Origin of the sequence: Novosphingobium sp. ERN07 (assembly GCF_012641335.1) — a bacterium.
Classification (GTDB): Bacteria; Pseudomonadota; Alphaproteobacteria; order Sphingomonadales; family Sphingomonadaceae; genus Novosphingobium.
The window spans coordinates 1-26025 of record NZ_JABAID010000021.1 but is presented as its reverse complement, the minus strand read 5'-3'; the positions used below and the strand labels follow the sequence as shown (position 1 = coordinate 26025).

The following is a 26025-nucleotide window of genomic DNA, read 5'->3' as shown; positions in this document are numbered from 1 at the left end:
ATGCTGGAACGCGCCCGTTCCCATCCGATTACACGTTCGGTCGTCCGCCGCAGTTCGGGCATGGCCAACCGGATGCTTGATCATGCCTTTGCGCTGGCTTTTCGCGGTCTTGTCTACGCGCAAATCTGGGAAGACCCAGACGTTGACATGAAAGCGCTGCAAATCCAGCCCGACAGCCGGATCATCGCCATCGCCAGCGGTGGCTGCAATGTCCTGTCCTATCTGACAGCCAATCCTGCGGCCATTACCGCAGTCGATCTGAACACCGCGCACATTGCGCTGAACAAGCTCAAACTGGCATCGGCACGGCACCTGCCAGATCATGCCCACTTCCGCCGCTTTTTTGCCGAGGCTGACAGCGCCGCGAACGTCGCCGCCTATCGTGCGCACATACTGCCGCAACTTGACGAAACGACGCGCCGCTACTGGGAAGGCCGCGATCTTTCGGGTCGCCGCCGCATTAGCGGCTTTTCCAGCAATATCTACAAGCGTGGGCTGCTTGGTAACTTTATCGGGGTGGCCCACCTCCTCGCCCGTCTCTACAAGATCGATCTTTCCAACCTGCTGGCCGCGCGCGATGTCGAGGAACAGCGCCGCGTGTTCGAGCGCGAGATGGCGCCGATTTTCGACAAGCGCTTCGTGCGCTGGCTGACGGATCAACCAGCGTCGCTGTTCGGCCTTGGTATTCCGCCCGCCCAATTCGATGCGTTGGCCGGGAACGAACCGATGGCCGAAGTGCTGCGCCGTCGCCTTGCCAAACTGGCCTGCGATTTCCCGGTTGAGGACAACTACTTCGCATGGCAGGCATTTGGACGCAGCTACGGTCGGGGTGATCGCTGCCCGCTGCCGCCATACCTGCAAGCCGCGAATTGGCAGGCCGTGCGCGACCGGGCCAACCGCGTTGACGTGCGCCATGCCAATCTGACCGAACATCTGAGCGCGCAGCCCGATGCCACGCTGGACCGTTATGTCCTGCTCGACGCGCAGGACTGGATGACCGACGAACAGTTGAACGGTCTGTGGCACCAGATCACGCGCACCGCCCGCCCCGGCGCGCGCGTGCTGTTCCGCACCGCAGCCGAACCCAGCCTGCTTCCCGGCAGGGTCAACGATGCGCTGCTATCGCTCTGGAGATATGATGCGGCGCTTTCTGCCGAATGCACCGCTCAGGATCGCTCGTCCATCTATGGCGGCGTGCATCTTTACGAGTTAGCCTGATATGGCCAGCGTTGCCCCGGCCACGCCCCACGGTGCGCTGATGGACGCGGTTTACCGCCACCAGAAGCACATCTATGACGCCACCCGCAAATTCTACCTGTTCGGGCGCGATGGTCTGATCAGCGGGCTTGAAGCAGCGCCCGGCATGACCGTGCTGGAAATTGGCTGCGGCACGGGGCGCAACCTTGGTCGTATCGCCTGCACTTGGCCAGGAGCACGGCTGCACGGGCTGGATATCTCGGACGAGATGCTCTCGGTCGCGCGCAAGCGGCTTGGTGATGGGTGCAAACTGGCTCGTGGCGATGCCACCGATTTCGATGCTGCGGCGCTGTTCGGGCAAGGCAGCTTTGACCGGGTGGTCATATCCTATGCGCTTTCGATGATCCCGCAATGGCGGGAAACGCTAGCCCATGCGGCAGGCCTTGTCGCCCCGGGCGGATCGCTGCATGTCGTTGATTTCGGGGACTTTGGCGGGCTGCCAAATCCGCTGCGTTCGCTGATGTATGGCTGGCTTAGACGGTTCCACGTTTTCCCGCGCGAAGATATGAGCGACCTCGCCTCACACATCGCCGCAGACCGGAATCTGGCTTTGCGCACATTGCGGGGGCGCTACGGCTATTTCCGTCGCATCACATTGCGCAGATAAGTTGCATTTGACAATCTAGCTTGCGCCAAGCAGTCTCCCCCGCAATTGCAGGGGGAGACTGACAATGCAGGCGCAAATCCTGACACCTGCCGCTGTGCTGGTGCTGTGGTCCATCGTCATGCTGTTCTGGATGGCCGGAACGCGCTTACCAGCGCTCAAGCGAATCGGCGGGTTAGGCAAGGCCAAGCCGGGCGGACGCGGGCAAGATCTGGAAGGTGTTCTTCCCGATGAGATCAACTGGAAGGCGCACAACTATGCCCACCTGATGGAGCAGCCGACGCTGTTCTATGCCACGGTCGTGATACTGGCGATCATGGGACCAACGGCGCTCGATGTGGCGCTGGCATGGGGTTACGTGGTCCTGCGGGTGGTCCATTCGATCTGGCAGGCAACGGTGAACCGGGTTCCGGTGCGGTTCGTGATGTTCGTGCTGTCGACGCTTTGCCTTGCAGCGCTGGCGTTGCGGGCATTGGGGGCAACGCTGGGGCACTGACAGGAACGGAATCCAAGTGGGAGAATGCCAATGGAAATTGCGAAAATCCTGCAACCTGCCGTCGCGCTCATGGCCTGGACAATGGTCATGTGGGTGTGGATGTATGCCACGCGCATTCCGGCAATGAATGCCGCCAAGCTCGATCCCGATAGCCTGGCGCGTGATCCATCGAAGACTCTGGATGATATCCTGCCAGCATCGACCCAGTGGAAAGCACACAATTACAATCACCTGCATGAAGCGCCAACGCTGTTTTACGCGGTCTGTCTGGTGATCGCCCTGACAGGGCAAGGTGGCGGCATCAGCGCCACGGTAGCGTGGGTCTATGTTGCGCTGCGGATCGTCCATTCGATCGTACAGGCAACGGTGAATAAAGTAATGCTGCGCTTTGTGTTGTTCTCGCTGTCATCCATCACGTTGATGGCGCTGATTTATCATGCAGCGCGGATCGTATTTCGGTTCTGATCTTGTGCGCCCCCGCCCAAGCGGGGGCGTGATTGTTTTGCCGCCGGTCATTTGCCGTCTTTCAATCACGCACGAACAGGCTTGCCAGCTCCACATGTGTTGACCAGCGGAACTGGCCCACGGGGCGCAATTCGGCCAAGCGATAGCCACCCATGACCAGCTTTACCGCGTCGCGTGCCCAACTTGCCGGATTGCAACTGATGTAGACAACCCGCGCAACCTTGCTCGCAGCAATCTGATCAACCTGTTCCTGCGCCCCGGCGCGCGGCGGATCGAGCAGGACGGCGGCAAAGCGGTCAAGCTCCTCGACCCGCAGGGGATTTCGGAACAGGTCACGGTGCAGCGTGTGAACCGGGCGGCCTTGCATCCTCGCCGCGTTTTGGCAGGCGAGAAAAGCGTCGCGCGCTGCTTCCACAGCCAGAACCTTGGTTTTCGGCCCGGCCAGCGCGAAGGCGAATGTGCCGAGGCCTGCGAACAGGTCTGCAACGGTCGTTGCCCCTGCCAGCCATTCGCGCGCCGCGTTCACAAGCGCGGCCTCACCATCGGCGGTGGCTTGCAAGAACGCCCCCGGCGGCAAGGAAACGGCCGTTCCGCCAAGCGTGATCGTTACCGGTTCCGGCTCCCACGTGCCTTCGGGACCATACCCGTTGTCGAGCGTCAGGCGCGCCAGCGCGTTGTCGCGGGCAAAATCCAGCAACGCTTCGGTCTTTGCCAGTCCTTCTGCCGTCAGCCCTTTGAGGCCGACCGATACGCCCTGATCGGCAAGGGCAAGTTCGATATCCACGGCCAGCTTGCGGTCGTTCCAGTTCTCAAGAACAGTGCGTAAAGGCGCGACCAGCGCGAAAAGTTCGGGTGATAGAACGTGGCATTCGCGCATATCGACGATCTTGTGCGAACCCTGCTCGCGAAAGCCGATCACCACGCGCTTGCCTATGGCTTGCGCGTGCATCGTGGCACGGCGACGTGAACGCGCAGGCGAAAGGTGCGCTGGTGATGCAGCCACATCATCGATACCTTGCCCCTTTGCCGCACCGACCACGCGATCATGGACATATTCGGACAAGGCAGCTTCCGAAAGATGCTGCAATTGGCAGCCACCGCAGGCCGGAAAGTGGCGGCATGGCGGATCGACATGGTTGGGACCACGAACCACTGATCCATCCGCTTGAAGCACATCGCCGGGCGCAGCAAGCGTTGCATACCTGCCGTCCGCTGTTGCCCCTTCCCCCTTGGCGGCAACGCGCACGATCAGGCCGGAAACGCTCATTCAATACAATCCCTCAAGGCGGCCTGGATGCCGAGCGCCAGTTCCCCGGCGGTGAAAGCCGCGCCGCAGCGCCGTGCTGCTTCGGCGTGGAGCCATAGGCCTTCCTCGGCCGCGCGCAAGGCTTGCCCATGCGTTGCCAGCCTGCTGGCGATGGTTCCTGCCAGAACGTCGCCCGTGCCCGCCACCGAAAGCCATGACGATGCGCGGGGGGCGAGTATAAGTTCGCCGGATGGCCCGGCAATAAGGCTATCGGGGCCTTTGAGCACGATGACCGCGCCGGATTTCTCTGCCAAAGCCAGCGCGTGGTCACGCCGCAGACCATCGCCCGCAAGGCCGAAGGTGCGCTCCAGCTCCGCCATTTCCCCCTCGTGTGGCGTCAGCACGCAAGGTGCTGTGCCCAGCATTTCTGGCCGCAGAAGGATCAGTGCATCGGCATCGATCACGCAAGGCCGCGCGGCGTGCAGCGCTGCAGCGAGTTGGCGCGATGCGCCGTCTGATCGACCGAGGCCCGGCCCGATGAGAAGCGCAACAACGCGGGCGTCATCCAGCAGGGTTTGGTCGCTGTCCGTTGTCACCAGTTCGGGTGGGACGCCCTGCGGCGGCGATTGCGCCGCCAGCTTCACATACCCCGCGCCAGCGCGCAGAGCGGCCTGCGCTGCAAGCAGGCTCGCCCCCGGCATCTCACCGGCGACAATGCCAAGCATCCCGCGCCGGTACTTGTGCGAGTCTGCCGCTGGCGCAGCGACGCGGGGTTTTGCAAGCGCACGGGCGGAGCGGGGGATTGAGGCAATACCAATATCTACCAGTCGCAGCGTGCCCATCGCCGTAGCGGCGGGCATGGCGAAATGGGCGTGCTTCCAGGCGCCCAGAGCAATCGTCATGCCATAACCCGGAAGCCCGGCATTGAGCGGCTGCCCGGTATCGCTATCCAAGCCGCTGGGGACATCGATGGCAATCGCATGGCGGTGGTGCATGACAAGGCGCATGAGCAGCGCCGCCAGATCGGTCGGCAGAGGTCGGGTCAAGCCACTGCCGAACAGGCAATCGACGAATACCGTGCCCGAAATGTCAGCATCCATCGGCAACGTCTCGCCGCAGTATAGCGCCTGCGCACGGCGCGCGGCCTCGGTTGCAGGCTCTCGCGCGGCGATCACACTGACAGGGTTGCCGTGTTCGCGCAGATATTCGGCAATGACCCAGCCATCGCCGCCGTTGTTGCCGGGGCCGCACAGCACTGTAACCGGACCGCCTGTTGCAATGCGCCGCACCCATTCGCCCGCGCCCTGTCCGGCCCGCTGCATGAGTTCATCGACACTGGCGCCCTCTACAATCAGGGCGTCTTCCGCCGCGCGCATCTGCGCTACGGTCAGAACTTGATTCAGAATGCCGTCACGACTGCGGGGCATCGTCTTTCATCCGCGCGGGGAAGCGATAGCGGTCACCCGCAACGGTTACTTCCAGCACGCCCTCGGCAGTCCACTTGGCACTGGCTTCATCCGCGCCATCGGCCGCGATGACGCCGCGACCATCGTCTACCATCTGGAACCGCCGGAATGCGCCGTCCTTATGGCGCACGGTCAGCAAGTGCTGATCACCGCTGCGTGAATCCTGCACGAAGCAATCGGGCGTAAACTTTGCAGCGCCTGCCAGCGCGCAATCGATCACGCGCCCTTGCGGTTTTTCCTCTGCCTGCGAGCACGCGGAAAGCACCGCACAAGCCCCCAGCATCAGGAAAAACCGCCCACGCATCATTCTACTCCGATCTGCGAGAGATCGCGCACTGCGCCGCGTGCCGCGCTGGTCGTCATCGCAGCATAGGCCTTGAGCGCGCCGGAAACCTGACGCGGACGCGGCTGGGCAGGCTTCCATCCCTTGGCTTCCTGCGCCGCGCGGCGTTCAGCGAGAATTTCGTCCGACACGGCAAGGTTGATCGTGCGGTTGGGAATATCGATCTCGATCACATCGCCATTCTCGACCAGCCCGATCTCACCACCCTGCGCCGCTTCGGGCGAAGCGTGGCCGATGGACAAGCCAGACGTGCCGCCGGAAAAGCGGCCATCGGTAAGAAGCGCGCAGGCGGCACCAAGGCCCTTCGACTTCAGATAGCTGGTAGGATAGAGCATTTCCTGCATCCCCGGCCCGCCCTTCGGCCCTTCGTAACGGATCACGACCACATCGCCTTCAACGATCTGCCCGGTGAGGATCGCGGTGACGGCAGCGTCCTGGCTTTCGAAGACCTTGGCCGGGCCGGTGAACTTCAGGATCTTCTCGTCCACGCCAGCCGTCTTAACGATACAGCCATCGCGGGCGATATTGCCGAACAGCACGGCAAGCCCGCCATCCTTGCTGAAGGCGTGATCAGCTGAACGGATCACGCCGTTCTCACGGTCGAGATCGAGTTCATCCCAGCGGCGGCTCTGGCTGAAAGCGACCTGCGTGGGTACGCCGCCCGGAGCAGCCCGGAAGAAATCCTGCACGCTGGCGGAATTGGTCCGCTTCACGTCCCAGCGATCCAGCGCTTCGGCCAGCGTGCGGCTGTGGACAGTCGGCAGATGCGTGTGAATCAACCCGGCGCGATCGAGTTCGCCAAGGATGGCATAAATGCCGCCCGCGCGGTGAACATCTTCCATGTGCACGTCGGCCTTTGCGGGCGCGACTTTCGACAGGCAGGGCACGCGGCGGCTCAACCGGTCAATATCGGTCATGGTGAAATTCACGCCCGCTTCGTGCGCGGCAGCAAGAAGATGCAGCACCGTGTTGGTTGAACCGCCCATCGCGATATCGAGGCACATCGCGTTCTCAAAAGCATCGAACGTGGCGATGGAACGCGGCAGGACGCTGGCGTCGTCCTCTTCGTAGTAGCGCTTGCACAAATCGACAGCGAGGCGGCCCGCTTCGAGGAACAGGCGCTGACGATCAGCATGGGTCGCGAGCGTGGACCCGTTGCCGGGCAGCGAAAGACCCAAAGCCTCTGTCAGGCAGTTCATCGAATTTGCCGTGAACATGCCCGAACACGATCCGCAAGTAGGGCACGCCGAACGTTCAATCGCGTTCACTTCTTCATCGGTCAACGTATCGTCAGCCGCAGCGACCATTGCATCGACCAGATCGAGCGCGTGCTCCTTGCCCTTCAGCACGACCTTGCCCGCCTCCATCGGCCCGCCGGAGACGAACACCACGGGAATGTTGATCCGCATCGCGGCCATCAACATACCGGGTGTGATCTTGTCGCAGTTGGAAATGCACACCATCGCATCGGCGCAGTGGGCATTGACCATGTATTCCACGCTATCGGCGATCAGATCGCGGCTGGGCAGCGAATAGAGCATCCCATCGTGGCCCATCGCGATGCCGTCATCCACCGCGATAGTGTTGAATTCCTTGGCAACACCGCCCGCAGCCTCAATCTCGCGCGCGACCATCTGGCCGAGATCCTTGAGATGGACGTGACCCGGCACGAACTGCGTGAACGAGTTCACAACCGCGATGATCGGCTTGCCGAAATCGGCGTCGGTCATCCCCGTTGCACGCCACAATCCGCGCGCGCCAGCCATGTTGCGGCCATGAGTGGTGGTGCGGGAACGATACGGGGGCATTGCGGAAACTCCGGACAGGGAATCAGTTTTTACTTGCGACTTGGCAACGGTCCCTAGCCCACCCGAACCGCGCATGTCGAAGGTATTAATTACAACTATGCCAGTATCGCGTCAGCCCGGAAAGGCGCAGAAATCCTAGCTGATTTCCACAGCAACCACATTGGCAATCTTAGCAAGGCGTGCCGCCCACTCGGCCTGTCCCGCCGCATCGCCAATCAAATCCTGACGAACTTCAATGCCCAGATAAGGCCGCCCGTCCGCCTCGGCATGGCGGTTCATCGTGGCGTTGAGCAGCTTGCCCGAATAGGGCTGCTGATTCCCCACGCACAGGCCTTCTGCCTCCAGCAGAGGGATCGCGATGCGCGCTGCCCGATCATCCTCATTGTATAGCACACCCACATGCCACGGGCGCTTTTCGCTGCTGGAAGCAAGCTGCGGCGTAAAGCTGTGCAGTGAAAGAATCAGCGCCTGCGGGGTTTCAGCCAGCAATGCTGCCAGCGCTTCGTGGTAAGGCCGGAAAAACCGCGCCAGACGTGCTTGGTGCCCCGCGTGATCGAGAGCATTGCCGGGAATGGCGTGCCCGTCGCTGGCAATCGGGACGACGGTGGGCAGATTTTCGTCGCGGTTGAAATCGCATACAAGACGGCTGATACCGCCCTGAAACGCCGCGATGCCCGCCTGCTGAGCCATCAACGCGCCCACTTCGGCAACACCAATATCGATGGCCACATGCTGGTTCAGCAGGGCAGCATCAATCCCAAGATCAATGTCGTCCGGCACCCTGTTTGATGCGTGGTCGGACACGACCAGAATGCCGCCAAAGCGCGGTGCGCCAATGATTGCATAAGCCTCGCTCATCGCAACTTCCCCGCCAAGGTCCACCAGGCGGGAGGCATTGCCGTCCGCGCCGCATCGCGCACTTGCGTCGTATCGTAGAGCGCAAAGCACGTCGCACCCGAACCTGACATGCGCGTCAACCATGCTCCGGTTTGCTGTAGCACCTGCAGCACGTCTCTGATTTCCGGCACGAGCGAAAGCGCCGGCCCTTCGAGGTCGTTACGCCCGTTCAGCGCCATCGTGCGAAGATCGTTGCCTTCCAGCGGGCCGCGATCCACGCTGTCCCACGCCTTGAACACTGGCCCGGTTGCCAAGGGTATGCGGGGATTGACCAGAAGCACAGGAAGTCCGGCCAGATCGTTGGCTATCGGTTCCAGTTCCGTGCCGGTCCCGCGGCCGATGCAGGCCACACTTTCGACGCACGCCGGGACATCGGCACCAAGCTTTGCGGCGCGTGATTGCCAGTCGTCCGGCAATCCGTGCGCGTGCCGAACCATGCGGAACACCGCCCCCGCATCAGCCGACCCCCCGCCAAGCCCCGCCGCCACCGGCAAGTTCTTTTCCAGCGTGAGATCCCAGCCCGCACCATGCGGCAGGGCATTCAGCGCCTTTGCGACGACGTTGCCGAATGGGTCGTCCAGCGCGCCGCCAAATTCGCCAGTCACCCGCAGCGAATCCCTTGGTGCAAAACGCGCGACCAGTTCGTCGCCGGTATCGACGAAAGCAAACAGCGTTTCGAGTTCGTGGTAGCCATCGCCCCTGCGCCGCCGGACGTGCAGCGCAAGATTGATCTTGGCAAAGGCGGTTTCGCGCAGTGTCATCGCCTTTCTCTGAAACGACGAAAGCGCTGAGGCAACCCCAGCGCTTCGCCTTTTCGTCCGTCCCCGTTTCGGGGAGGAACACTCACATATTCGGGTAGTTCGGGCCGCCGCCGCCTTCGGGCGTCACCCATTCGATGTTCTGGGTCATGTCCTTGATGTCGCAGGTCTTGCAGTGGACGCAGTTCTGCGCGTTGATCTGCAGGCGCGGATTGCCCTCTTCAACACCGACGTATTCATAGACGCCTGCCGGGCAATAGCGCTGCTCCGGCCCTGCATAGATCGGCAGGTTGATGCGCGTTGGCACGCTTGGGTCTTTCAGCACAAGGTGGCACGGCTGGTCTTCCTCGTGATTGGTGTAGGAGAACGAAACGCTGGTCAGGCGGTCAAACGTAATCACACCATCGGGCTTGGGATAAGCGATGGGTTGGTAAAGGTCTGCCCGTTGTGTTGCTTCGGCATCCTTGTGATGCTTCATCGGCTTCCAGATGCCGAACCCGCCAATAGTGCGCAGCCACATGTCCGCGCCTGCCAGCACGGTGCCCAGTTCGCCACCGAACTTTGCAACCAGCGGCTGCGCGTTCTGGACCTTCTTCAGTTCCTTGGCGATCCAGCTTTCACGCACGGCCGTATCGTATTCGACCATGTCATCCTTCTCACGCCCGGCCGCAATCGCCGCCACGATAGCGTCCGCTGCCAGCATCCCGCTTTTCATCGCGGTGTGGCTGCCCTTGATCCGTGGCACGTTGACGAAGCCTGCCGAACATCCGATCAATGCACCGCCGGGGAACGACAGGCGCGGCACGGACTGCCAGCCACCTTCGTTGATCGCCCGCGCACCATAGGACACACGGCGTCCGCCTTCCAGAATCGCGCGGATTTCCGGGTGCTGCTTCCAGCGCTGGAATTCCTCGAACGGGTAGACGTAGGGGTTGGCGTAATCGAGCGCGGTGACGAAGCCCAGCGCGACCTGATTGTTCGCCTGATGATAAAGAAACCCGCCACCCCACGAGTTCGATTCCGAAAGCGGCCAGCCCTGCGTGTGGATCACGCGGCCCGGCACGTGCTTTTCAGGGTCGATATCCCACAGTTCCTTGATGCCGATGCCATAGACCTGCGGCTGGCAATCGCGCTCAAGATCGAAGTGCGCCTTTAGACGCTTGGTCAGGTGCCCGCGCGCGCCTTCGGCAAAGAGGGTGTACTTGGCGTGAAGTTCCATGCCGGGCTGATAGTCCGGCTTCTTCTCGCCATCGCGGCCAACGCCCATGTCGCCGGTGGCGACGCCCATGACCGCGCCGTTCTCGTCAAACAGCACTTCGGCAGCGGGGAAGCCGGGGAAAATCTCGACGCCCAGTTCCATCGCCTGTTCGGCTAGCCAGCGGCACAGATTGCCCAGCGATCCGGTGTAGTTGCCATCGTTCGACATAAACGGAGGCATGGGCCAGTGTGGCACGCTCATCTTGCCGGATTTGGACAGCACCCAGTGCCAGTTGTCGGTCACCGGCACTTCGGCCATCGGGCAACCCGAGGTGCGCCAATCGGGCAGAAGTTCGTCCAGAGCCTTAGGATCGACCACCGCGCCCGACAGGATATGCGCGCCGATTTCCGACCCTTTTTCGAGGACGCAAACCGAAATTTCGGGATCGACCTGCTTTAACCGGATCGAGGCAGCCAGCCCCGCCGGACCGCCGCCGACGATGACGACATCATACGGCATCGATTCCCGTTCGCTCATGCCTCACTCACTCCCGACTTCGACTAATTGCGTGATTGATTTCCGATTGAGCCTTGAAAGAGGCCACAGGCAAGGTCAAGACCGCAAATTGGACTGGAAGGAAGTACAGGTTGCCCGATACCGCTACCTCGCAAAATGCCGACTGGAGCAGTGCCGTTACGGCTGCGCTTGATTGGTGGCGCGATGCGGGAGTCGATCACGCGTTCATCGACGATCCGCAGGATTGGCTGGCGGATGCGCGGGATGTTCCCGACATGCCGGCAGCGGCTCCGCTCAAACCCTTGCGCGAAATGGCGGCGGAGCGCAGCGAATCGCCACAAATGCCCAAAGTCGGGGATCGATCCGCGTGGCCACAGTCGCTTGATACCTTTGCGCCGTGGTGGCTTGCAGAGGAAGCGCTGTCCCCTGCAGGCCTGCGTCGCCTGCCGCCCCTTGGCCCTGCCGGGGCAGACCTCATGGTGCTAGTGCCGATGCCCGCGGCAGACGATGAGGAGGCACTGCTGAGTGGGCGTGCGGGGCGCCTTTTTAACGCAATTCTCGGCGCGATCGGTGTTCAGCGATCCCAGGTATATGCAGCGTCCGCCCTGCCCGCTCATGTGCCCATGCCCGATTGGCAGACCTTTCAGGCGGCGGGGTTGGGAGATGTTCTGCTGCACCACATCGGATTGGCAGCACCCAAACGTCTGTTGATCCTTGGCACTTCGAGCGTTTCAGCGCTTCTCGGACACGATCCGCCGAATTTGGCTCAACGTTTACGCGCAATTAATCAAGACAGTTCACCTATCACTGCCATGCCAGCGTGGGATCTCGAAGCCATGCTGGCCCGCCCTGCCCTGAAGGCAGCGTTGTGGAGCAGGTGGCTCGAATGGACGGGGACCGATACGTTTTGAAACTGGCACGCGCCACGAAGATGACGCTGATTGCGCTTGCCGCTTCGGGCTGTGTTCTGTCGGCAGTTCCGGCGCAGGCCAATAGTGCGGCAGTAGACTATTTCCGGGGCCGGGCCGCGCGCACTGCGGTGCCGACACTGCTGAGCGCCGAAGATCGGAACTACTACAAGGCAGTGTTTTCCGCGATCGAGCAGGAAGACTGGACGAAAGTTCAAAGCCTCTTCGCGCAGCGCACTGATGGACCGCTGCATACGGTCGCGCGCGCGCAATACATGCTTGCCGCCACATCGCCCCGCGCTGAACTCGCACCGATTACCGATGTACTGATGCGTTCGCCTGATTTACCTTGGGCCGAACAATTGGGCCGTCTGGCGCTGAAGCGCGGCGCGACAGAACTTCCCGCCCTGCCGCCGGCACAACGCTTGGTCGCCCTGCCCAGCGTATCGAAGCGCATCCGCCCGCGCTCGATCACTGACGGTACGATGCCCGAAAGCGTTTCAAACGCGATACAGGATCGAATCAAATTTGATGATCCCGTGGGCGCACGGTTGCTGCTGGATGGTGTGGACGCAACTCTTTCGTCGGACGCCCGCGCTGAATGGCGGCAGAAGATCGGCTGGGCGTTCTACATCGAAAACGACGATGCAACAGCCCGCGCGATTTCGCTGACAGCAGCCGAGGGTAGCGGGCCGTGGGTGTCCGAAGCGCTTTGGACTGCAGGTCTTGCCAGTTGGCGCATGGGCGATTGCGTCGCTGCGGCGGAATCGTTCGAACGATCAGCAGGCTCGGCGCATAACGACGAACTGGCATCAGCAGCACACTATTGGGCGAGCCGCGCATGGACACGCTGCCGCAAGCCTGAAAAGGTTTCAGGCGCGCTGCGCGGTGCTGCACGGTTCCGTGATACGCTGTACGGCATGATGGCAGCCGAAGCGCTGGGAATGCGCGAAAGTCAGCCGCCTGCGGCACCCGATTTTTCGCAGGGTGACTGGCAGGGGCTTCGCGATGTGCCGAATATCCGCACCGCAGTGCAGCTTGCCGAGATCGGTGAGGATGGCCTTGCCGATGAAATCCTGCGCCATCAGGCCCGCATCGGCGATCCTGGTCAATATGCGCCGCTTTCACGCCTTGCGCGCGATCTGGGTCTGCCGTCGACGCAATTGTGGATGGCCTATAACGCGCCATCGGGCGCAAGGCCGGACGAAGCCGCTCGGTTCCCTGCGCCCAAATGGACACCCGCAACAGGCTGGAAAGTCGATCCGGCTCTACTTTTTGCTCATTCACTGCAGGAATCGAACTTCCGCACATCGGTCACCAGTCCGGCAGGGGCAAAGGGTCTGATGCAATTGCGCCCCGGCACCGCGCGCGACATGGCCAAGGTGGAACCTGCAATGGCGGGGCGTGACAAGCAACTCGATCTGCCTGACGTAAACCTCGCCTTCGGCCAGCAATATCTCCAGCACCTACGCGACAATGACGCAACGCAAGGACTGCTGCCCAAGGTCATGGCAGCCTATAATGCCGGTCCATTGCCAATTTCGCGCTGGAACACCGAGATTCGGGGTGGCAGCGATCCACTGCTCTGGATGGAATCGATCCCCTACTGGGAGACGCGCGGCTATGTTGCCATCGTGATGCGCAACTACTGGATGTACGAACGGCAGGCCGGCGGCCCTTCGGAAAGCCGCATCGGCCTTGTGCAAGGGCTATGGCCCAAGTTTCCGGGACTTGCCGGTTCAGAGAACGTAAGGATCGCATCGCGTGGCAATTGATACCTCGCGCGAGTTCAAGCCCATCAATATCGCCCTGCTCACAGTCTCCGACACGCGTGGCCCGGACGACGATACTTCGGGCGACATTCTGGCGGATCGGATCAAGGTGAAGGGCCATCGCCTTGTCGCGCGGGCGATGGAGAAGGACGATGCCGACCGTATTGCCAGTCGTCTTAACAACTGGATCGATGATCGCTCGGTAGATGCTGTGGTGATTACCGGCGGCACCGGCCTGACAGGCCGTGACGTGACGCCCGAAGCACTGGATCGTGTAAAAACTCGTGACATTCCCGGCTTTGGTGAATTGTTTCGCTGGCTCAGCTACAAAACCATCGGCACCAGCACCATCCAGTCCCGCGCTTGCGCTGTCGTCGCGCGTGGAACCTATCTCTTTGCCTTGCCGGGATCCAATGGCGCGGTGAAAGACGGTTGGGACGGGATCCTTGACGAGCAACTCGACAGCCGGAACCGACCCTGCAATTTTGTGGAACTGATGCCCCGGCTGTTGGAGCAGTAACACAGGTCGTTACGTCAACTGACGGCCCAAACCGCCTGACCGATAGCCGTCACCACGATCGCGCCGAGGAGAATGCCCTCGATCGACGAAGCGGATTTGGTGGGCAGCCATTCCTTTCGAACAACGATCTCAGGCAGGTCGGGAATTTCAGGCCGACCGGGGATTTCAGGCAGGACAGACCCGCCCCCTCCATGCTGGGCAGCAGACCGCGTCTCTACGCCTGCTAAATCGTCGATCATCGCGCGCCTCCCGCTGCGGCGACGCGCGCACCCGATTGGGCCGTATCACCCGGCGCTCCTCCAGATTTACCCAGCGCTGCCAAGAGCATGGCCCTGACAGCATGATATCCGTTGTCTGACAGTGATATACACCGCACACGACTGTCATGTTCGTCCTGGGTTCGATCTAGCAGTTCCTTCTCGATCAACAGGTTGATCCAGCGAAGCGCCGTTGTCTGCGGAACGCCCGATGCAATGCACACGCTTTTCACGGTTGCACGGCGTCCTTCCAATCTGAAAATGTAAAGATCGAGAAGTATGTCCCAAGCCGGTTCGGCAAACAGATCAGCCGGAAAATATCGTTCGCGCTTCCGGCGAAAATCGTAAATGCGGCGGGCAAAGGAAAGAGTCGGATCGCCCGCCCCCGATTGCCAGTCATCATACAACGAGAACAACCCATCCGCGCCGGCCTCCTTGAGGGGAGCCAACGCTTCGGAAAGCCGAAAAATCTGGCTGACGGCATCTTTCAAACGCGAAAGTTCACCTGCCCTGATGTGATTTTGCATGACGGCCACTTTCAATTGATCTTGCCCGAAAGACTTGTTGCTGCGACCAGCAGCATCCCTGCACTTCTGAACCCTTCTCTGCTCCGCTCACTGGCGAACCGTATTGTTGCGCCAAAGACCTATTGAAACCGCCGCATAAACAGTGAGATGGCAGGCGATCCGAACATCCTCACTATTGAACACGCCAACCGGCAGTTTGAGTATCTTAAATATCGATGCAGAAACCATCGTTAAAAGCACGCCTGAGCATAGAGTTGGCCAAATTTTTACAGACCGCAGAGAGATTGCCAAAAATGCCAAAAACCTCATGGAATCCGATACGATATTTGAAACGTCCCTGCCAAATACATTATCGTTGATTATGTTAAATAATAAGATGTCTATTGAAACCATAAATAATATAGATATTCCAGCGAGTCTTTCCGCCTCATTTCCGATGATTATACACAACGATCCCATCAATATAACGAAAAATATTATGACATAATTAAACACCTCCATCTAAATAAGACCCATCCTTATCGATCAAATTGTCGAACCATTATTTTCCCAATCTTGTAATGTGACAGGGACTGCAGCATATTTTCATCGAAATTCTCTGCGAACTTCAACTCATGGCCTGCGATGCACTGGTCATCAGCACCACAAGAAACGCAAAAGCCGCAGCAGTCGTCGCAATTGCGGCAAGCCGCCCGCTCAACCCGGCAACCGCATCAAGGCGATCAAGAACTGGCTGCCGATGCACCACTTGCTGTGTACGCCTTTCTTCAATTCCATCGACCATCAAACTGCCTGAGCGCCGCCATTGGCCAACCAGATCACTCTCGTCTCGGAGATAATCAGATCCATCACGCTGCGATGCCGCAAAAGTAGATAAATCAGCACCTTCGGAAACCTGCTTTTCCTCTCCTGTGGGATTTTCACAGGTAGCAACAACGCGCAGGTAGGCTCTGGCAAGGTCTGCACGCCCCTGAACATCAAATTTCCGTCGAACTGATTGCAGCCGCTGCTCCACGGCAGAAGGAGAAATACCGAGAATCACCGATATTTCCTTGTTTGTCCGGCGATCCACGACCAGGTCGAGCACCTCGCGCTGCTTCGACGACAGGTCCGCCAATACAGGATTATCCGTATATGTATTGGTCACGAGCGCGATAACTCCAAATTGAAACTTTTTCGTGAAACATATAAACGTGATCCAGATCACGCCAAAATGGCGCATGTTAAACGAACGAAACACGCCATCTGCTGATCCATACAACTGGCCATTGCCAAAAGCTGACAGGTCTGTTCATACTTTCGTATATATCCGGGTTCGATTCTATTGTTCATTAACCCGGTTTGGACGCAACTCGTCCATCTTGGGCACTAACCGCGCGGATGCGGATCAATTCGATGACTGGTTGCAGTGCGGGCCAACGGCACACAAACGCACGCCAAGAGGCTGCGATCAGTGAGCCTTGCAGCCGAAGCTTTGCAAAAGCTCTAGGCGCGACAGTTGAAAATGGCACAGGCTGTGCCACGCAAGGTGCGGCATTTAGGGCACTTTCCGTCCAATCTTGATCATCATGATTGGTTCATAAGGTCGTCTGGGAGCGCGCGGCGTGCACCGCAACGCTTTCCCTGCAAACGGTGCGACGCTGCCAGTGAACTTCGTGGACAGCCACTGCGTGGCGGGGCGATTTTGGCCCGGATTGGTCGGAAAGTGTTCTAAAAGTGCTCTCGTGTGGTGGAAGATCGCTACCTGAATATCTCAGCGATCATCTCTGTTTGCGCACGGATGCGCGGCAGCGAAAGCTTACGGACACTTGGCACGGTTCTTTCGGCTTACGTGATCTGGCTCGACAAGCGGGCACGGGCAGCAGGTTGATCAGACTTTGGGGCGGCTTGTCTCGCCCATGCCCTCGAAACGTCTCAGATCGCCTTGCACTGCACGTCGCCGTTCGCATCATAAACCGGCCGTTCAAACGCATCGGTGACGACCAGCTTACCATCGAAATGCTCGTTGGTGCCCACGGCTTCGATCGGGCCTGTCGCCGTCAGCGTCAGAGCGAACTCCTTGCCGGTGTAGCGTGACCAGCTTCCTTTCGGCAGCTTTGCTGATCCTGCATCAGGCGCGAGGATCTGCAGGTTTCCGTTGATTTTCAGCACGCCCCGCGTGTCCTGCGCGAGAAGCACCGGACCAATGCCACCGCCATCAGCCACAAAGGCACAGCCCGTGCCGTGAAGTTTGTTTTTGGAAATATCGGGATAGAGAATGGCCTGCGGCGCAATCTTCTTCACCGGCGGCTTGCCATCCTGCGCCTTTTCGACTGCCGCAATAGCCTCGGCATCGGTTGGCTCTTTTTCGGAGCAGGCAACAAGACCGGCAAACGCGAGCGACATAAGCGAGATGCGCACCAGACCTGACATATCACTTTCTCCCGAACAGTTTCTCTATATCGCCATGCGCAAGCTTCACCCACGTCGGGCGGCCGTGGTTGCACTGGCCAGAACGGGGCGTAACCTCCATTTCACGCAGCAGCGCGTTCATCTCTGCAACCGAAAGCGTTCGGCCGGCGCGAACCGATCCGTGACAGGCCATCGTGGCAAGCACCAGATCGAGCTTTTCACCAAGCAACAACGCATCGCCGTTTTGGGCAAGATCGTCCGCAACATCTGCCACCAACTTGGCCGGATCGCCTTTGACAAGGGCGGCGGGAATAGCCCGGACGAGTACCGCGTTGGTGCCAAACCGCTCCAGCATAAGGCCGAATTCAGCAAGCTTACCAGCCGATTCCTCAAGCCTGTCGCACGCCGTCTCTTCAAGTTCGACCACTTCGGGAATCAACAGGGCTTGCGATGGTGCCGTGCCCTGCCCTGCCCCGGCCGCGCGCAAGCGTTCCAGTACCAAACGTTCGTGCGCGGCGTGTTGATCGACAATAACAAGGCCGTCCTCAGCTTCGGCAACGATATAGGTATTGGAAACCTGTCCGCGCGCAACACCGAGCGGATGGCGCGCAGCTTCGACGACAGGCTCCGTCGCAACCTCGGCACGGGCGGACGGTGGAGCCATGATGGATTGTTCATAGCCACGCCAGGCGACGCCCACTTCCGACACACGCTGTTCGGGATGCCATTGCTGGCTGAAAATGTTGCCCTGTGTCACAGTTGCGGACGGCAGAGGAGCAATCGGTTCGGCCTGCCACGCCGCCATCGCGCTGGCCGATGGTGCCTGCGCACTGCGCTGATCTCCGCTGGCAAGCGCATGACGCAAACCCGACACCACCATGCCGCGCACCAGTGCCGGATCACGAAAACGGACTTCGGATTTGGCAGGGTGAACGTTGACGTCAACCTCGCTCGCCGGAACTTGCAGGAACAACGCCAGCACCGCGTGGCGATCGCGCGCCAGCATGTCTGCATAGGCACCGCGCACGGCGCCGATCAGCAAGCGGTCCTTCACCGGTCGCCCGTTGACGAACAGATACTGATGATCTGCCACGCCGCGATTGTAGGTCGGAAGGCCCGCAACACCGCTCAGGTGATAGTCGCCTCGCACAAGATCAACTTCTACAGAATTGCCCGCCAGTTCGCGCGCGACGAGCTGCGCCACGCGCACTTCCAGCGTCTCGCCCCCCATCACCTTCAGCGCGCGCCGGCCATCGTGTTCAAGCGTGAAGCCGATATCCGGGCGCGCCATCGCAAGGCGGCGCACCACATCGGAGGCAGCCGCCCATTCCGAGCGTGGGCTGCGCAGAAACTTGCGGCGGGCGGGAATCTTCTCGAACAGGTGTTCTACTCTGACCCGCGTTCCGGGTGAAAGGGCGGCAGGGCCTTCTGCCGCAAGCGCGCCATTATCCACCACCCGCTTCCAGCCATCGGGCGCGCCATGCGGACGGGATTCGATGGTGACACGGGCAACAGAGGCAATCGAGGGTAGCGCTTCGCCCCGGAAGCCCAGTGTTTCGACCAATTCGATCGCTTCGTCGGGCAGCTTTGACGTAGCGTGACGCTCCAGCGCCAGTTCGATCTCGTCCGGGCGCATCCCACAGCCGTCATCGGTCACCTCGATCATGGCGAGGCCGCCTTCCGAAAGGCGAACATGGACATGGTCTGCGCCCGCATCGATAGCGTTTTCGACAAGCTCTTTCAGCGCGCTTGCCGGGCGTTCGACCACTTCGCCCGCAGCAATGCGGTTGATGAGCGTTTCGGGAAGACGGCGGATGACTCGCATGGCCATTTCAGGCCTAGCGCCGAAGCCGATGTATTTCGAGACAAAGCGGTGAAGTTATCCAACCAAACCGGCACAAACCCATGTCCTTTGCACGAATCGCCTGCTAGGAAGCCGCCTTCCCGGGCGCTTACATTCGAGGGGTCTGGCGCGTGCCCGTGCGCCAAACCGCAGATTTTCACGGATTTCCTGATGGCATCGATCTTTTCCCGATTCTTCAAGTTTGGTTCGCAGAACATCGCGATCGATCTCGGCACGGCGAATACGCTGGTCTACGTGCAGGATCGCGGCATCGTTCTGAACGAACCGTCGGTCGTCGCGATCGAAACGCTGAACGGCATCAAGAAGGTCAAGGCCGTGGGCGACGATGCAAAGATGATGATGGGCAAGACGCCCGACACAATCGAGGCGATCCGCCCATTGCGTGACGGCGTTATTGCCGACATCGAAGTGGCAGAGGCCATGATCAAGCACTTCATCCAGAAGGTGAACGGCTCGAAAAGTCTGCTGCGCTATCCTGAAATCGTCATCTGCGTTCCCTCTGGCTCGACATCGGTCGAACGCCGCGCAATCCGTGACGCTGCGAGCAACGCCGGAGCCAGCCAGGTATTTCTCATTCTTGAACCGATGGCTGCGGCAATCGGCGCAGACATGCCCGTAACCGAGCCAGTCGGCTCGATGGTGGTCGATATCGGTGGCGGCACCACCGAAGTTGCCGTGCTGTCGCTGCGCGGCCTTGCCTATACCACCTCGGTCCGCGTTGGCGGAGACAAGATGGATGAAGCAATCGTTTCCTACGTGCGCCGCCATCACAACCTTCTGATCGGCGAAGCCACGGCAGAGCGTATCAAGAAGGACTACGGCATCGCCACCGCCCCGGCGGACGGTATTGGTGAAACGATCCACATCAAGGGTCGTGATCTGGTGAACGGCGTGCCGAAGGAAATCACCATCACGCAGGCGAACATTGCCGAAGCGCTTTCCGAACCGATCGGTGCCATTGTAGAAGGCGTGCGTATCGCGCTCGAAAACACCGCGCCGGAACTCGCCGCCGACATCGTTGATCAGGGCATTGTTCTGACGGGCGGTGGCGCGCTGATCCGTGGTCTGGACGAGCACCTGCGCGAGGAAACCGGCCTGCCCGTAAGCGTAGCTGAAGATCCTCTGTCGTGCGTGGCTCTCGGCACCGGGCGGGCAATGGAAGACCCGATCTATCGCGGTGTTCTGATGACTGCATGATGCAGTTCGGGTACTTGTTGCATCGCGGCACAGCCAATCGTGCCGGATTGAAAGGGTAAACGAATGGCGCGGTCGCGGGACCGGCGCCCGGGCTATTCGCGCAGGGCGCAGTACGGGATTTTCACCGGCTACGTGATCGCCATTCTTGGCGTCGTGGCTGGTCTTGCCGTGCTTGCAGTATCGCTGATCAATCCAGATGCCTTTTCGTTCGCCCGAAGTGCCGCAGCCGAATTAGCAAGGCCGGTGGGTCGTGCCGGTGCCGAAAGCCGCTTTGCCGGCCAAGGCGTGTTTGCTGCTATCGGCGCTTACTTCAAGGCTGGTCAACAGAATGCCGAACTCCGCCGCGAGGTGGAGGCAGCGCGCGCAAATGCTGTGTCGATGCAGGCGCTGGAGGACGAAAATCGCCGCCTCAAGGCCTTGCTTGGGATCATCGATCCAGCACGCAAGCCCGTGGCGACCGCCCATCTCATCGGGTCCACCGGATCAAGCACGCGCCGCTATGCAGTGATCGATGCCGGTAGCACGCATGGCATCGTTCCAGGCCAACCTGTCCGCGCAGCAGGCGGATTGATCGGACGGGTAATCGAAGCTGGGCCACGCACCGCTCGTGTCCTGCTGGTCACCGATCCCGATAACGTGGTGCCCGTGCGGCGCGCCAGCGACGGGCTTTCTGCCTTCGTGCAGGGCGCATCGGATGGTCGGATCGATATCCGTCTCATCAACATGGGCGTCAATCCGCTCAAAAAGGGGGATGTCTTCGTGACATCCGGGTCGGGCGGTCTCTATCCACCAGGCATTCCCGTAGCCGTGGCGACAACGCCGCATCGTGATGGTGCAACCGGACACCTTTCTGCCGACCCTGCCGATAATGTCTATGTCGTTGTCGAACAGGCTTTCAGCGCACAAGCGCGAGCGGATCTTGAACGCATGATAGAGGAAGGCGCGAAGACTGCGGCGGAAGAGCCGTGATTTTTGACCGATTCGTGGCATCGCCCGAAGAGCTGGTGCGCAAACGCATCAACCGCGCACCTTTGCCTGCACTTGCCTTTGGCTTGCCGTGGATCACCATCATGTTGGCATCGATGGCCAGCTTTTCGCCCGTCATCGCATCGGCACCGGTGCTTCCGCCTCTAGCCTACATGATGCTGCTGGCATGGCGCACCATGCGGCCCGGCATATTGCCGTTGTGGGCAGGACTGCCATTGGGCTTTTTTGACGATCTCTATTCCGGTCAAACCTTTGGATCAGGGATAGTGCTGTGGTCTGCCACCATGCTCGCAATGGAAGTGATCGACGAACGGTTTCTGTGGCGAGGTTTCGTGCAGGACTGGCTCGCGGCTAGTGGGCTTATCACAATCTATCTGGTGCTTTGTGCAATATTGTCGGGCCTTGCAACGGGCTATCCCTTGCCACTGGTCATCGGCCCGCAATTGTTACTTTCGCTTGCGCTATATCCAGCGGTCACCAGCATTGTGGCACTGCTTGATCGGATACGCCTCCTCCCGCTGAAAAGGCTCTGACCGCAATGGCAAAGCTGCCGATAACGTCGGCCATTCTCAGCAACCGGTTCGAACGGCGGACCTTCGTGCTAGGCTCGCTTCAGGCGGGTGTCGGAACCCTGCTGGCAGCGCGATTGGGCTATCTGGCCGTCGCGCAAAACGAGAAGTATCAGGCCGCATCGGAAAGCAACCGTGTCAACCTCACGCTGATCCCGCCGCGCCGGGGATGGGTGCTGGATCGATTTGGCAAGGCGCTTGCTTCCAACCGCGCCGACTTCCGCGTCGATCTCATTCCCGACCGGGTGGTTGACCCAGACAGGACGATGCAAACGCTCGCGGGCCTGCTTTCGCTGCCGCCTGACAAAGTGCGCGACATTCGTGACAAGCTGGACAAGGCGCGCGGCTTCCAACCTGTCGAAGTGGCAGCCAGCCTAGATTGGGAAAAGTTCGCGGCAGTTTCGGTCCGCCTGCCAGAACTGCCAGGCGTCATCCCACAGCAAGGCTTTTCGCGCTTCTACCCCTTTGGTGCCTCGGTCGGGCACATGGTAGGCTATGTCGGCGCGGCGTCGGCTGAGGATTACGAAAAGGAACGCAATCCCCTGCTCGTCACGCCCGGCTTCAAGATCGGCAAGGACGGGCTGGAAAAGCACTTCGAAACGCGCTTGCGTGGTGTTCCCGGTGCCCGCCGGGTTGAGGCGACAGCTTCAGGGCGGATCGTGCGCGATTTGGGCACGCGCGAAGACGTGCCGGGCAAACCGATCCAGTTGACGATCAACGCGGGCCTGCAAGACTACGCAGCAAGGCGCATCGGGCTGGAATCCGGTTCGGTGGTCGTGATGGATTGCGAAACGGGCGATATCCTGGCGATGGCATCGATGCCCAGCTTCGATCCAAACAGCTTTTCAGACGGCATCGGGCGCATCGAATGGAAGATGCTGTCTGAAGATGATCACGTGCCCTTGCGCAACAAAGTGCTTCGCGGGCTGTATCCGCCGGGGTCCACGGTCAAGCCAATGGTCGCAATGGCTTTTCTGGAAGCTGGCCTCGATCCTTCAGAGAGCGTCGGATGCGGCGGTGGCCTTCGCGTAGGCAATCGCGTGTTCCACTGCTGGAACCGCCGCGGCCACGGCTCTGTCGACATGGCCAAAGGCATTTACCAATCGTGCGACGTCTATTTCTATCATTTCGCGCAAAAGATCGGGATGGACAAGATTGCCGCGATGGCACGCCGTCTTGGCCTTGGGCAGGAGTTTCCCATGCCCTACCCCGGCCAATCCTATGGCACGGTTCCTGATCCTGCCTGGAAGCTCAAAAAATATGGCAAGGAATGGGCCGTGTATGACACGGTAAATGCCACGATTGGGCAAGGGTACATGCTGGTAAATCCGCTGCAACAGGCAGTAATGGCATCGAGGATTGCTTCGGGGCGCCAGATAATGCCGCGACTATTGCTAGACAGGAACGCGCCGTTGCCAAAGCCGATGGGCTTCCGGCAGGATCATCTGGACTACATCCACGCTGCGATGAGCGAGGTGGTCAACGGACGAGGCACGGCGGGCAAAGCGCGCTTGCCGGTAGATGTTCTGATGGCGGGTAAGACCGGCACGGCACAGGTCGTTGGCTTGAACATTGCAAACGGCAAAAGTGGGCAGTGGAAATATCGCGACCACGGCCATTTCATCGCCTTCGCCCCGTTCGACAAGCCCAAGTATGCATGCGCCGTGGTGATCGAGCACGGTGGCGGCTCCGGCGCAGCCTATCCTATCGCGCGCGACGTGATGACCTATATCTTCGATCCGGCAAAGGCGATGGATGTCCTCGACGCGTTCGAAAAGCAGTGGGGCGGCAACGTGCAGCAGCGCATGGCGGCACGCTACGATACTTTCGCGGCCAAATACGGTGCTTCTGCCCCCAAGGCCGTGCCCGACGACGAGGAAGTGACCGAACGGGTAGAACAAGGGCGCAAGCCGAGCGAACCTACCACAGCGCAGACCGATGCTGCATCGCCACGGCCAGAACCTGAAGCGCCTGCGCCCTCTCAACCTCCCGCACCTGCGCCTTCTGCATCGCCCTCCGCTGCCGCGCCGACGGGAGGGCAATGATGCCGAGGGCATATGTTCCTGCCCCGATTGCGCGCCAACCCTGGAGCGTGCTGTTGCCGCTGATGGCGCTGGTCAGCTTCGGAGCGGCAGTGCTCGATTCGGCGGCAGGTGGCAGGTTCGATGTCTGGGCCATGTCGCATGTGGTGCGGTTCTGCGTGTTCCTTATTATGGCAATGGTGATCGCACGCCTGCCGCAGGAACTGTTCCGCAAGATGGCGCTACCGGCTTATGCCGTGCTTTGCGTGCTCCTGATGCTGGTGGAACTGATCGGAGGCATCGGCGGCGGCAGCCAGCGCTGGCTTAACCTCGGCTTCATGACCCTGCAGCCTTCCGAGCTGATGAAGCCAGGCATCGTGCTGGTTCTGGCATGGTTCTATTCGGTTCTGCCAGTTGGCGAAACGCAAAGCTGGCGCGCACTTGCCCCAGCGGGCGTACTGCTTGGCATTCCGGCCGGGCTGGTGATGTTGCAACCCGATCTCGGCACAGGTCTTGCCATCAGCTTTGGCGCGGTCGTGGTGATGTTCATGGCCGGCCTGCCACTCCGCTGGTTCTTGGGCGCAGGCGCGGCGGGGCTTGTGATTGCTCCCCTCGCCTTCTTTTCGCTCCTGCACGATTATCAGCGCAAGCGCGTCCTGGTGTTTCTCGATCCCGAAAACGATCCGCTGGGATCGGGCTATCACATCACGCAATCGAAGATCGCAATCGGATCGGGAGGCCTCATCGGCAAGGGCTTTGGCAACGGCTCGCAGAGCCACCTCAACTATCTGCCCGAATCGCACACCGATTTCGTGTTTGCAACGATGGCGGAAGAATGGGGTATGTTCGGCGGGCTGTTCGTGCTGATCGTATTCGGCCTGATTTTCCGCTGGGGGCTGAAAGTCTCGCTCGCCGCGCCAGACCGGTTTTCGCGCCTGTTGGCCAGCGGGATGACCATGACGATCTTTTTCTACATGTGCATCAACCTGATGATGGTTATGGGCCTTGCTCCAGTGGTTGGCATCCCGTTGCCGTGGATGAGCCACGGCGGTTCCTCGATGATGACGAACATGATCTGCATCGGTACGATCATGGCTGTTGAGCGGTGGAGCCGCAGCGCACCGAAAGGCCTTTCGTAAAACTGCAATTTTGGGCTTGGCAGCGCGGATAAAATCGCTATTGGGGCGGCTCCCGAACGGGAATGCCTGATGGCATGGACGCATAGCTCAGTTGGTAGAGCAGCTGACTCTTAATCAGCGGGTCCTTGGTTCGAGCCCAAGTGCGTCCACCACCATCGCTTTCCTCGCCGCCCACCAAGCGGCCCTTTGCCGGGTACGGACGCATAGCTCAGTTGGTAGAGCAGCTGACTCTTAATCAGCGGGTCCTTGGTTCGAGCCCAAGTGCGTCCACCACTCCTCACCCGAGCTTCGCCATAGTCTACCTGATGGAATAACCAATTCCACGCAGACTTTTGAATGCGTAGCGTCCCGGCATCAAGCAGCATGGGAGAGCGTGCGTGGAACGGGTGACATTGTGGGGATGGATCGATTTTGAGGGCAAGGATGCGGCAGACGTGGTGCGCGGTGGCGCCCAATTCATCCTGCCGACCTATGAAGAGCATGGCTGCATTCACTACGTCTGGAATTCTGATCCGCTGAAGCCCTCGCGGGTATGGGTCTATGAAGAATGGGAAGATGTGGGCGCACTGGCCGCACATCTGGCGGGGCCACTCTACAGCAGCATGGCAAACTATCTTGTCGAAGCCGGAATGACCGGCGCGGAGGTGGACAAGTACAAGGTTGTGGCCAAACAGCCCGTCTATGACGGAAGCGGGATGCCGCAGGCGCAGTTCAGTTAGGCTGACCTGCCCCCCGAAAGTTCCCTCATTCTGATGTAGAGTCTGCCACTGTAAGGAGCAGACGCATGAGGAAGAGCCGTTTCACCGAGGCGCAGATTAT

General features: G+C 60.3%; 26 protein-coding genes and 2 tRNA genes. 16 read left to right on the top strand and 12 right to left on the bottom strand.

The window, feature by feature from the left end; genetic code table 11:
• From HGI47_RS18880 to HGI47_RS18865, 4 genes are all read left to right on the top strand, one after another.
• Window positions 1-1218 (top strand): DUF3419 family protein, encoded by a 1218-nt coding sequence (locus HGI47_RS18880; RefSeq protein ID WP_168854332.1) that lies wholly within the window; start codon window positions 1-3, stop codon window positions 1216-1218.
• Between the two features lies 1 nt (window position 1219).
• Complete coding sequence (locus HGI47_RS18875) at window positions 1220-1864, top strand: class I SAM-dependent methyltransferase (RefSeq protein ID WP_168854331.1); 645 nt, start codon at window positions 1220-1222, stop codon at window positions 1862-1864.
• A gap of 64 nt (window positions 1865-1928) precedes the next feature.
• Window positions 1929-2357, top strand: a complete 429-nt coding sequence (locus HGI47_RS18870) for an MAPEG family protein (RefSeq protein WP_168854330.1) — start codon at window positions 1929-1931, stop codon at window positions 2355-2357.
• 30 nt (window positions 2358-2387) lie between these two features.
• Window positions 2388-2822: an MAPEG family protein gene (locus HGI47_RS18865; protein ID WP_168854329.1), complete on the top strand. Its 435-nt coding sequence runs from the start codon at window positions 2388-2390 to the stop codon at window positions 2820-2822.
• A gap of 61 nt (window positions 2823-2883) precedes the next feature.
• Here the strand turns inward: HGI47_RS18865 and HGI47_RS18860 are convergent, their stop codons facing one another.
• The 7 genes from HGI47_RS18860 to HGI47_RS18830 all read right to left on the bottom strand — a co-directional run bounded on the left by HGI47_RS18860 (window position 2884) and on the right by HGI47_RS18830 (window position 11075).
• Complete coding sequence (locus tag HGI47_RS18860; RefSeq protein WP_168854328.1) at window positions 2884-4089, bottom strand: class I SAM-dependent RNA methyltransferase; 1206 nt, start codon at window positions 4087-4089, stop codon at window positions 2884-2886.
• On the bottom strand, window positions 4086-5495 hold the full coding sequence (locus HGI47_RS18855) for an NAD(P)H-hydrate dehydratase (RefSeq protein ID WP_168854327.1): 1410 nt from the start codon (window positions 5493-5495) through the stop codon (window positions 4086-4088). Before HGI47_RS18855 ends, HGI47_RS18860 begins: the two co-directional genes overlap by 4 nt.
• A complete protein-coding gene (locus HGI47_RS18850) occupies window positions 5479-5838 on the bottom strand; it encodes a hypothetical protein (protein ID WP_240950293.1) in 360 nt (119 codons plus the stop codon). Before HGI47_RS18850 ends, HGI47_RS18855 begins: the two co-directional genes overlap by 17 nt.
• A complete protein-coding gene (ilvD, locus tag HGI47_RS18845) occupies window positions 5838-7685 on the bottom strand; it encodes a dihydroxy-acid dehydratase (protein WP_168854325.1) in 1848 nt (615 codons plus the stop codon). The genes HGI47_RS18850 and ilvD overlap by 1 nt, the downstream gene beginning before the upstream one ends.
• Before the next feature lie 135 nt (window positions 7686-7820).
• Complete coding sequence (locus tag HGI47_RS18840; RefSeq protein ID WP_168854324.1) at window positions 7821-8543, bottom strand: N-formylglutamate amidohydrolase; 723 nt, start codon at window positions 8541-8543, stop codon at window positions 7821-7823.
• The gene (locus HGI47_RS18835; RefSeq protein ID WP_168854323.1) at window positions 8540-9343 is read right to left on the bottom strand and encodes a 4-(cytidine 5'-diphospho)-2-C-methyl-D-erythritol kinase; all 804 of its coding nucleotides are present in this window, start codon (window positions 9341-9343) and stop codon (window positions 8540-8542) included. The genes HGI47_RS18840 and HGI47_RS18835 overlap by 4 nt, the downstream gene beginning before the upstream one ends.
• An 82-nt stretch (window positions 9344-9425) precedes the next feature.
• Complete coding sequence (locus HGI47_RS18830) at window positions 9426-11075, bottom strand: electron transfer flavoprotein-ubiquinone oxidoreductase (RefSeq protein ID WP_168854322.1); 1650 nt, start codon at window positions 11073-11075, stop codon at window positions 9426-9428.
• Between the two features lie 110 nt (window positions 11076-11185).
• On the opposite strand from HGI47_RS18830, the gene HGI47_RS18825 reads away from it, so the two are divergent.
• Genes HGI47_RS18825 through moaB form a run of 3 tightly spaced genes read left to right on the top strand, consistent with a single transcriptional unit; the run spans window position 11186 to window position 14254 of the window.
• Window positions 11186-11965, top strand: coding sequence for a hypothetical protein (locus HGI47_RS18825; protein ID WP_168854321.1), 780 nt, complete (start codon window positions 11186-11188; stop codon window positions 11963-11965).
• Window positions 11941-13737 (top strand): lytic transglycosylase domain-containing protein, encoded by a 1797-nt coding sequence (locus tag HGI47_RS18820; protein WP_168854320.1) that lies wholly within the window; start codon window positions 11941-11943, stop codon window positions 13735-13737. Before HGI47_RS18825 ends, HGI47_RS18820 begins: the two co-directional genes overlap by 25 nt.
• On the top strand, window positions 13727-14254 hold the full coding sequence (gene moaB, locus HGI47_RS18815) for a molybdenum cofactor biosynthesis protein B (protein ID WP_168854319.1): 528 nt from the start codon (window positions 13727-13729) through the stop codon (window positions 14252-14254). Before HGI47_RS18820 ends, moaB begins: the two co-directional genes overlap by 11 nt.
• A gap of 14 nt (window positions 14255-14268) precedes the next feature.
• Here the strand turns inward: moaB and HGI47_RS18810 are convergent, their stop codons facing one another.
• Window positions 14269-14493 carry a hypothetical protein gene (locus HGI47_RS18810; RefSeq protein ID WP_168854318.1) on the bottom strand — a complete coding sequence of 75 codons (225 nt, stop codon included), beginning with the start codon at window positions 14491-14493 and terminating at the stop codon, window positions 14269-14271.
• Complete coding sequence (locus tag HGI47_RS18805; RefSeq protein ID WP_168854317.1) at window positions 14490-15038, bottom strand: winged helix DNA-binding protein; 549 nt, start codon at window positions 15036-15038, stop codon at window positions 14490-14492. Before HGI47_RS18805 ends, HGI47_RS18810 begins: the two co-directional genes overlap by 4 nt.
• Before the next feature lie 142 nt (window positions 15039-15180).
• On the opposite strand from HGI47_RS18805, the gene HGI47_RS18800 reads away from it, so the two are divergent.
• A complete protein-coding gene (locus HGI47_RS18800; RefSeq protein ID WP_168854316.1) occupies window positions 15181-15525 on the top strand; it encodes a hypothetical protein in 345 nt (114 codons plus the stop codon).
• Window positions 15526-15645: 120 nt separating this feature from the next.
• Here HGI47_RS18800 and HGI47_RS18795 read toward each other — a convergent pair whose 3' ends face one another.
• The 3 genes from HGI47_RS18795 to mutL form a co-directional block, all read right to left on the bottom strand.
• The gene (locus tag HGI47_RS18795) at window positions 15646-16278 is read right to left on the bottom strand and encodes a helix-turn-helix transcriptional regulator (protein ID WP_168854315.1); all 633 of its coding nucleotides are present in this window, start codon (window positions 16276-16278) and stop codon (window positions 15646-15648) included.
• A 674-nt stretch (window positions 16279-16952) separates the two neighbouring features.
• Entirely contained in the window at window positions 16953-17450 is a 498-nt protein-coding gene (locus HGI47_RS18790) for a hypothetical protein (RefSeq protein WP_168854314.1), read from the bottom strand.
• 1 nt (window position 17451) lies between these two features.
• Complete coding sequence (mutL, locus tag HGI47_RS18785; protein ID WP_168854363.1) at window positions 17452-19254, bottom strand: DNA mismatch repair endonuclease MutL; 1803 nt, start codon at window positions 19252-19254, stop codon at window positions 17452-17454.
• Between the two features lie 189 nt (window positions 19255-19443).
• Here mutL and HGI47_RS18780 point away from each other — a divergent pair, with 189 nt between their 5' ends.
• The 8 genes from HGI47_RS18780 to HGI47_RS18745 all read left to right on the top strand — a co-directional run bounded on the left by HGI47_RS18780 (window position 19444) and on the right by HGI47_RS18745 (window position 25925).
• Window positions 19444-20490, top strand: coding sequence for a rod shape-determining protein (locus HGI47_RS18780; RefSeq protein ID WP_168854313.1), 1047 nt, complete (start codon window positions 19444-19446; stop codon window positions 20488-20490).
• Window positions 20491-20553: 63 nt separating this feature from the next.
• On the top strand, window positions 20554-21459 hold the full coding sequence (gene mreC, locus HGI47_RS18775) for a rod shape-determining protein MreC (RefSeq protein ID WP_168854312.1): 906 nt from the start codon (window positions 20554-20556) through the stop codon (window positions 21457-21459).
• The gene (locus HGI47_RS18770; protein ID WP_168854311.1) at window positions 21456-22010 is read left to right on the top strand and encodes a rod shape-determining protein MreD; all 555 of its coding nucleotides are present in this window, start codon (window positions 21456-21458) and stop codon (window positions 22008-22010) included. Before mreC ends, HGI47_RS18770 begins: the two co-directional genes overlap by 4 nt.
• A 5-nt stretch (window positions 22011-22015) precedes the next feature.
• Window positions 22016-24091, top strand: coding sequence for a penicillin-binding protein 2 (mrdA, locus tag HGI47_RS18765; RefSeq protein WP_168854310.1), 2076 nt, complete (start codon window positions 22016-22018; stop codon window positions 24089-24091).
• Window positions 24091-25206, top strand: coding sequence for a rod shape-determining protein RodA (gene rodA, locus HGI47_RS18760; RefSeq protein ID WP_168854309.1), 1116 nt, complete (start codon window positions 24091-24093; stop codon window positions 25204-25206). Before mrdA ends, rodA begins: the two co-directional genes overlap by 1 nt.
• Before the next feature lie 76 nt (window positions 25207-25282).
• Window positions 25283-25358, top strand: a tRNA-Lys gene (locus HGI47_RS18755).
• Window positions 25359-25403: 45 nt separating this feature from the next.
• Window positions 25404-25479 (top strand) — tRNA-Lys (locus HGI47_RS18750).
• A 104-nt stretch (window positions 25480-25583) separates the two neighbouring features.
• Window positions 25584-25925, top strand: a complete 342-nt coding sequence (locus HGI47_RS18745) for an antibiotic biosynthesis monooxygenase (RefSeq protein WP_168854308.1) — start codon at window positions 25584-25586, stop codon at window positions 25923-25925.
• The last annotated feature ends 100 nt before the right edge of the window (window positions 25926-26025 follow it).

Excerpts from the sequence above, each read along its gene's own strand:
- HGI47_RS18870 (WP_168854330.1), top strand. The coding sequence starts at position 1,929 with ATGCAGGCGCAAATCCTGACACCTGCCGCTGTGCTGGTGCTGTGGTCC.
- mreC (WP_168854312.1), top strand. The coding sequence starts at position 20,554 with ATGGCGCGGTCGCGGGACCGGCGCCCGGGCTATTCGCGCAGGGCGCAG.
- HGI47_RS18880 (WP_168854332.1), top strand. The coding sequence starts at position 1 with ATGCTGGAACGCGCCCGTTCCCATCCGATTACACGTTCGGTCGTCCGC.
- mutL (WP_168854363.1), bottom strand. The coding sequence starts at position 19,254 with ATGCGAGTCATCCGCCGTCTTCCCGAAACGCTCATCAACCGCATTGCT.
- HGI47_RS18810 (WP_168854318.1), bottom strand. The coding sequence starts at position 14,493 with ATGATCGACGATTTAGCAGGCGTAGAGACGCGGTCTGCTGCCCAGCAT.
- HGI47_RS18805 (WP_168854317.1), bottom strand. The coding sequence starts at position 15,038 with ATGCAAAATCACATCAGGGCAGGTGAACTTTCGCGTTTGAAAGATGCC.
- ilvD (WP_168854325.1), bottom strand. The coding sequence starts at position 7,685 with ATGCCCCCGTATCGTTCCCGCACCACCACTCATGGCCGCAACATGGCT.
- mrdA (WP_168854310.1), top strand. The coding sequence starts at position 22,016 with ATGGCAAAGCTGCCGATAACGTCGGCCATTCTCAGCAACCGGTTCGAA.
- HGI47_RS18790 (WP_168854314.1), bottom strand. The coding sequence starts at position 17,450 with ATGTCAGGTCTGGTGCGCATCTCGCTTATGTCGCTCGCGTTTGCCGGT.
- HGI47_RS18850 (WP_240950293.1), bottom strand. The coding sequence starts at position 5,838 with ATGCGTGGGCGGTTTTTCCTGATGCTGGGGGCTTGTGCGGTGCTTTCC.
- HGI47_RS18835 (WP_168854323.1), bottom strand. The coding sequence starts at position 9,343 with ATGACACTGCGCGAAACCGCCTTTGCCAAGATCAATCTTGCGCTGCAC.
- HGI47_RS18830 (WP_168854322.1), bottom strand. The coding sequence starts at position 11,075 with ATGAGCGAACGGGAATCGATGCCGTATGATGTCGTCATCGTCGGCGGC.
- HGI47_RS18840 (WP_168854324.1), bottom strand. The coding sequence starts at position 8,543 with ATGAGCGAGGCTTATGCAATCATTGGCGCACCGCGCTTTGGCGGCATT.
- HGI47_RS18875 (WP_168854331.1), top strand. The coding sequence starts at position 1,220 with ATGGCCAGCGTTGCCCCGGCCACGCCCCACGGTGCGCTGATGGACGCG.
- rodA (WP_168854309.1), top strand. The coding sequence starts at position 24,091 with ATGCCGAGGGCATATGTTCCTGCCCCGATTGCGCGCCAACCCTGGAGC.
- HGI47_RS18820 (WP_168854320.1), top strand. The coding sequence starts at position 11,941 with ATGGACGGGGACCGATACGTTTTGAAACTGGCACGCGCCACGAAGATG.
- HGI47_RS18860 (WP_168854328.1), bottom strand. The coding sequence starts at position 4,089 with ATGAGCGTTTCCGGCCTGATCGTGCGCGTTGCCGCCAAGGGGGAAGGG.
- HGI47_RS18855 (WP_168854327.1), bottom strand. The coding sequence starts at position 5,495 with ATGCCCCGCAGTCGTGACGGCATTCTGAATCAAGTTCTGACCGTAGCG.
- HGI47_RS18865 (WP_168854329.1), top strand. The coding sequence starts at position 2,388 with ATGGAAATTGCGAAAATCCTGCAACCTGCCGTCGCGCTCATGGCCTGG.
- HGI47_RS18780 (WP_168854313.1), top strand. The coding sequence starts at position 19,444 with ATGGCATCGATCTTTTCCCGATTCTTCAAGTTTGGTTCGCAGAACATC.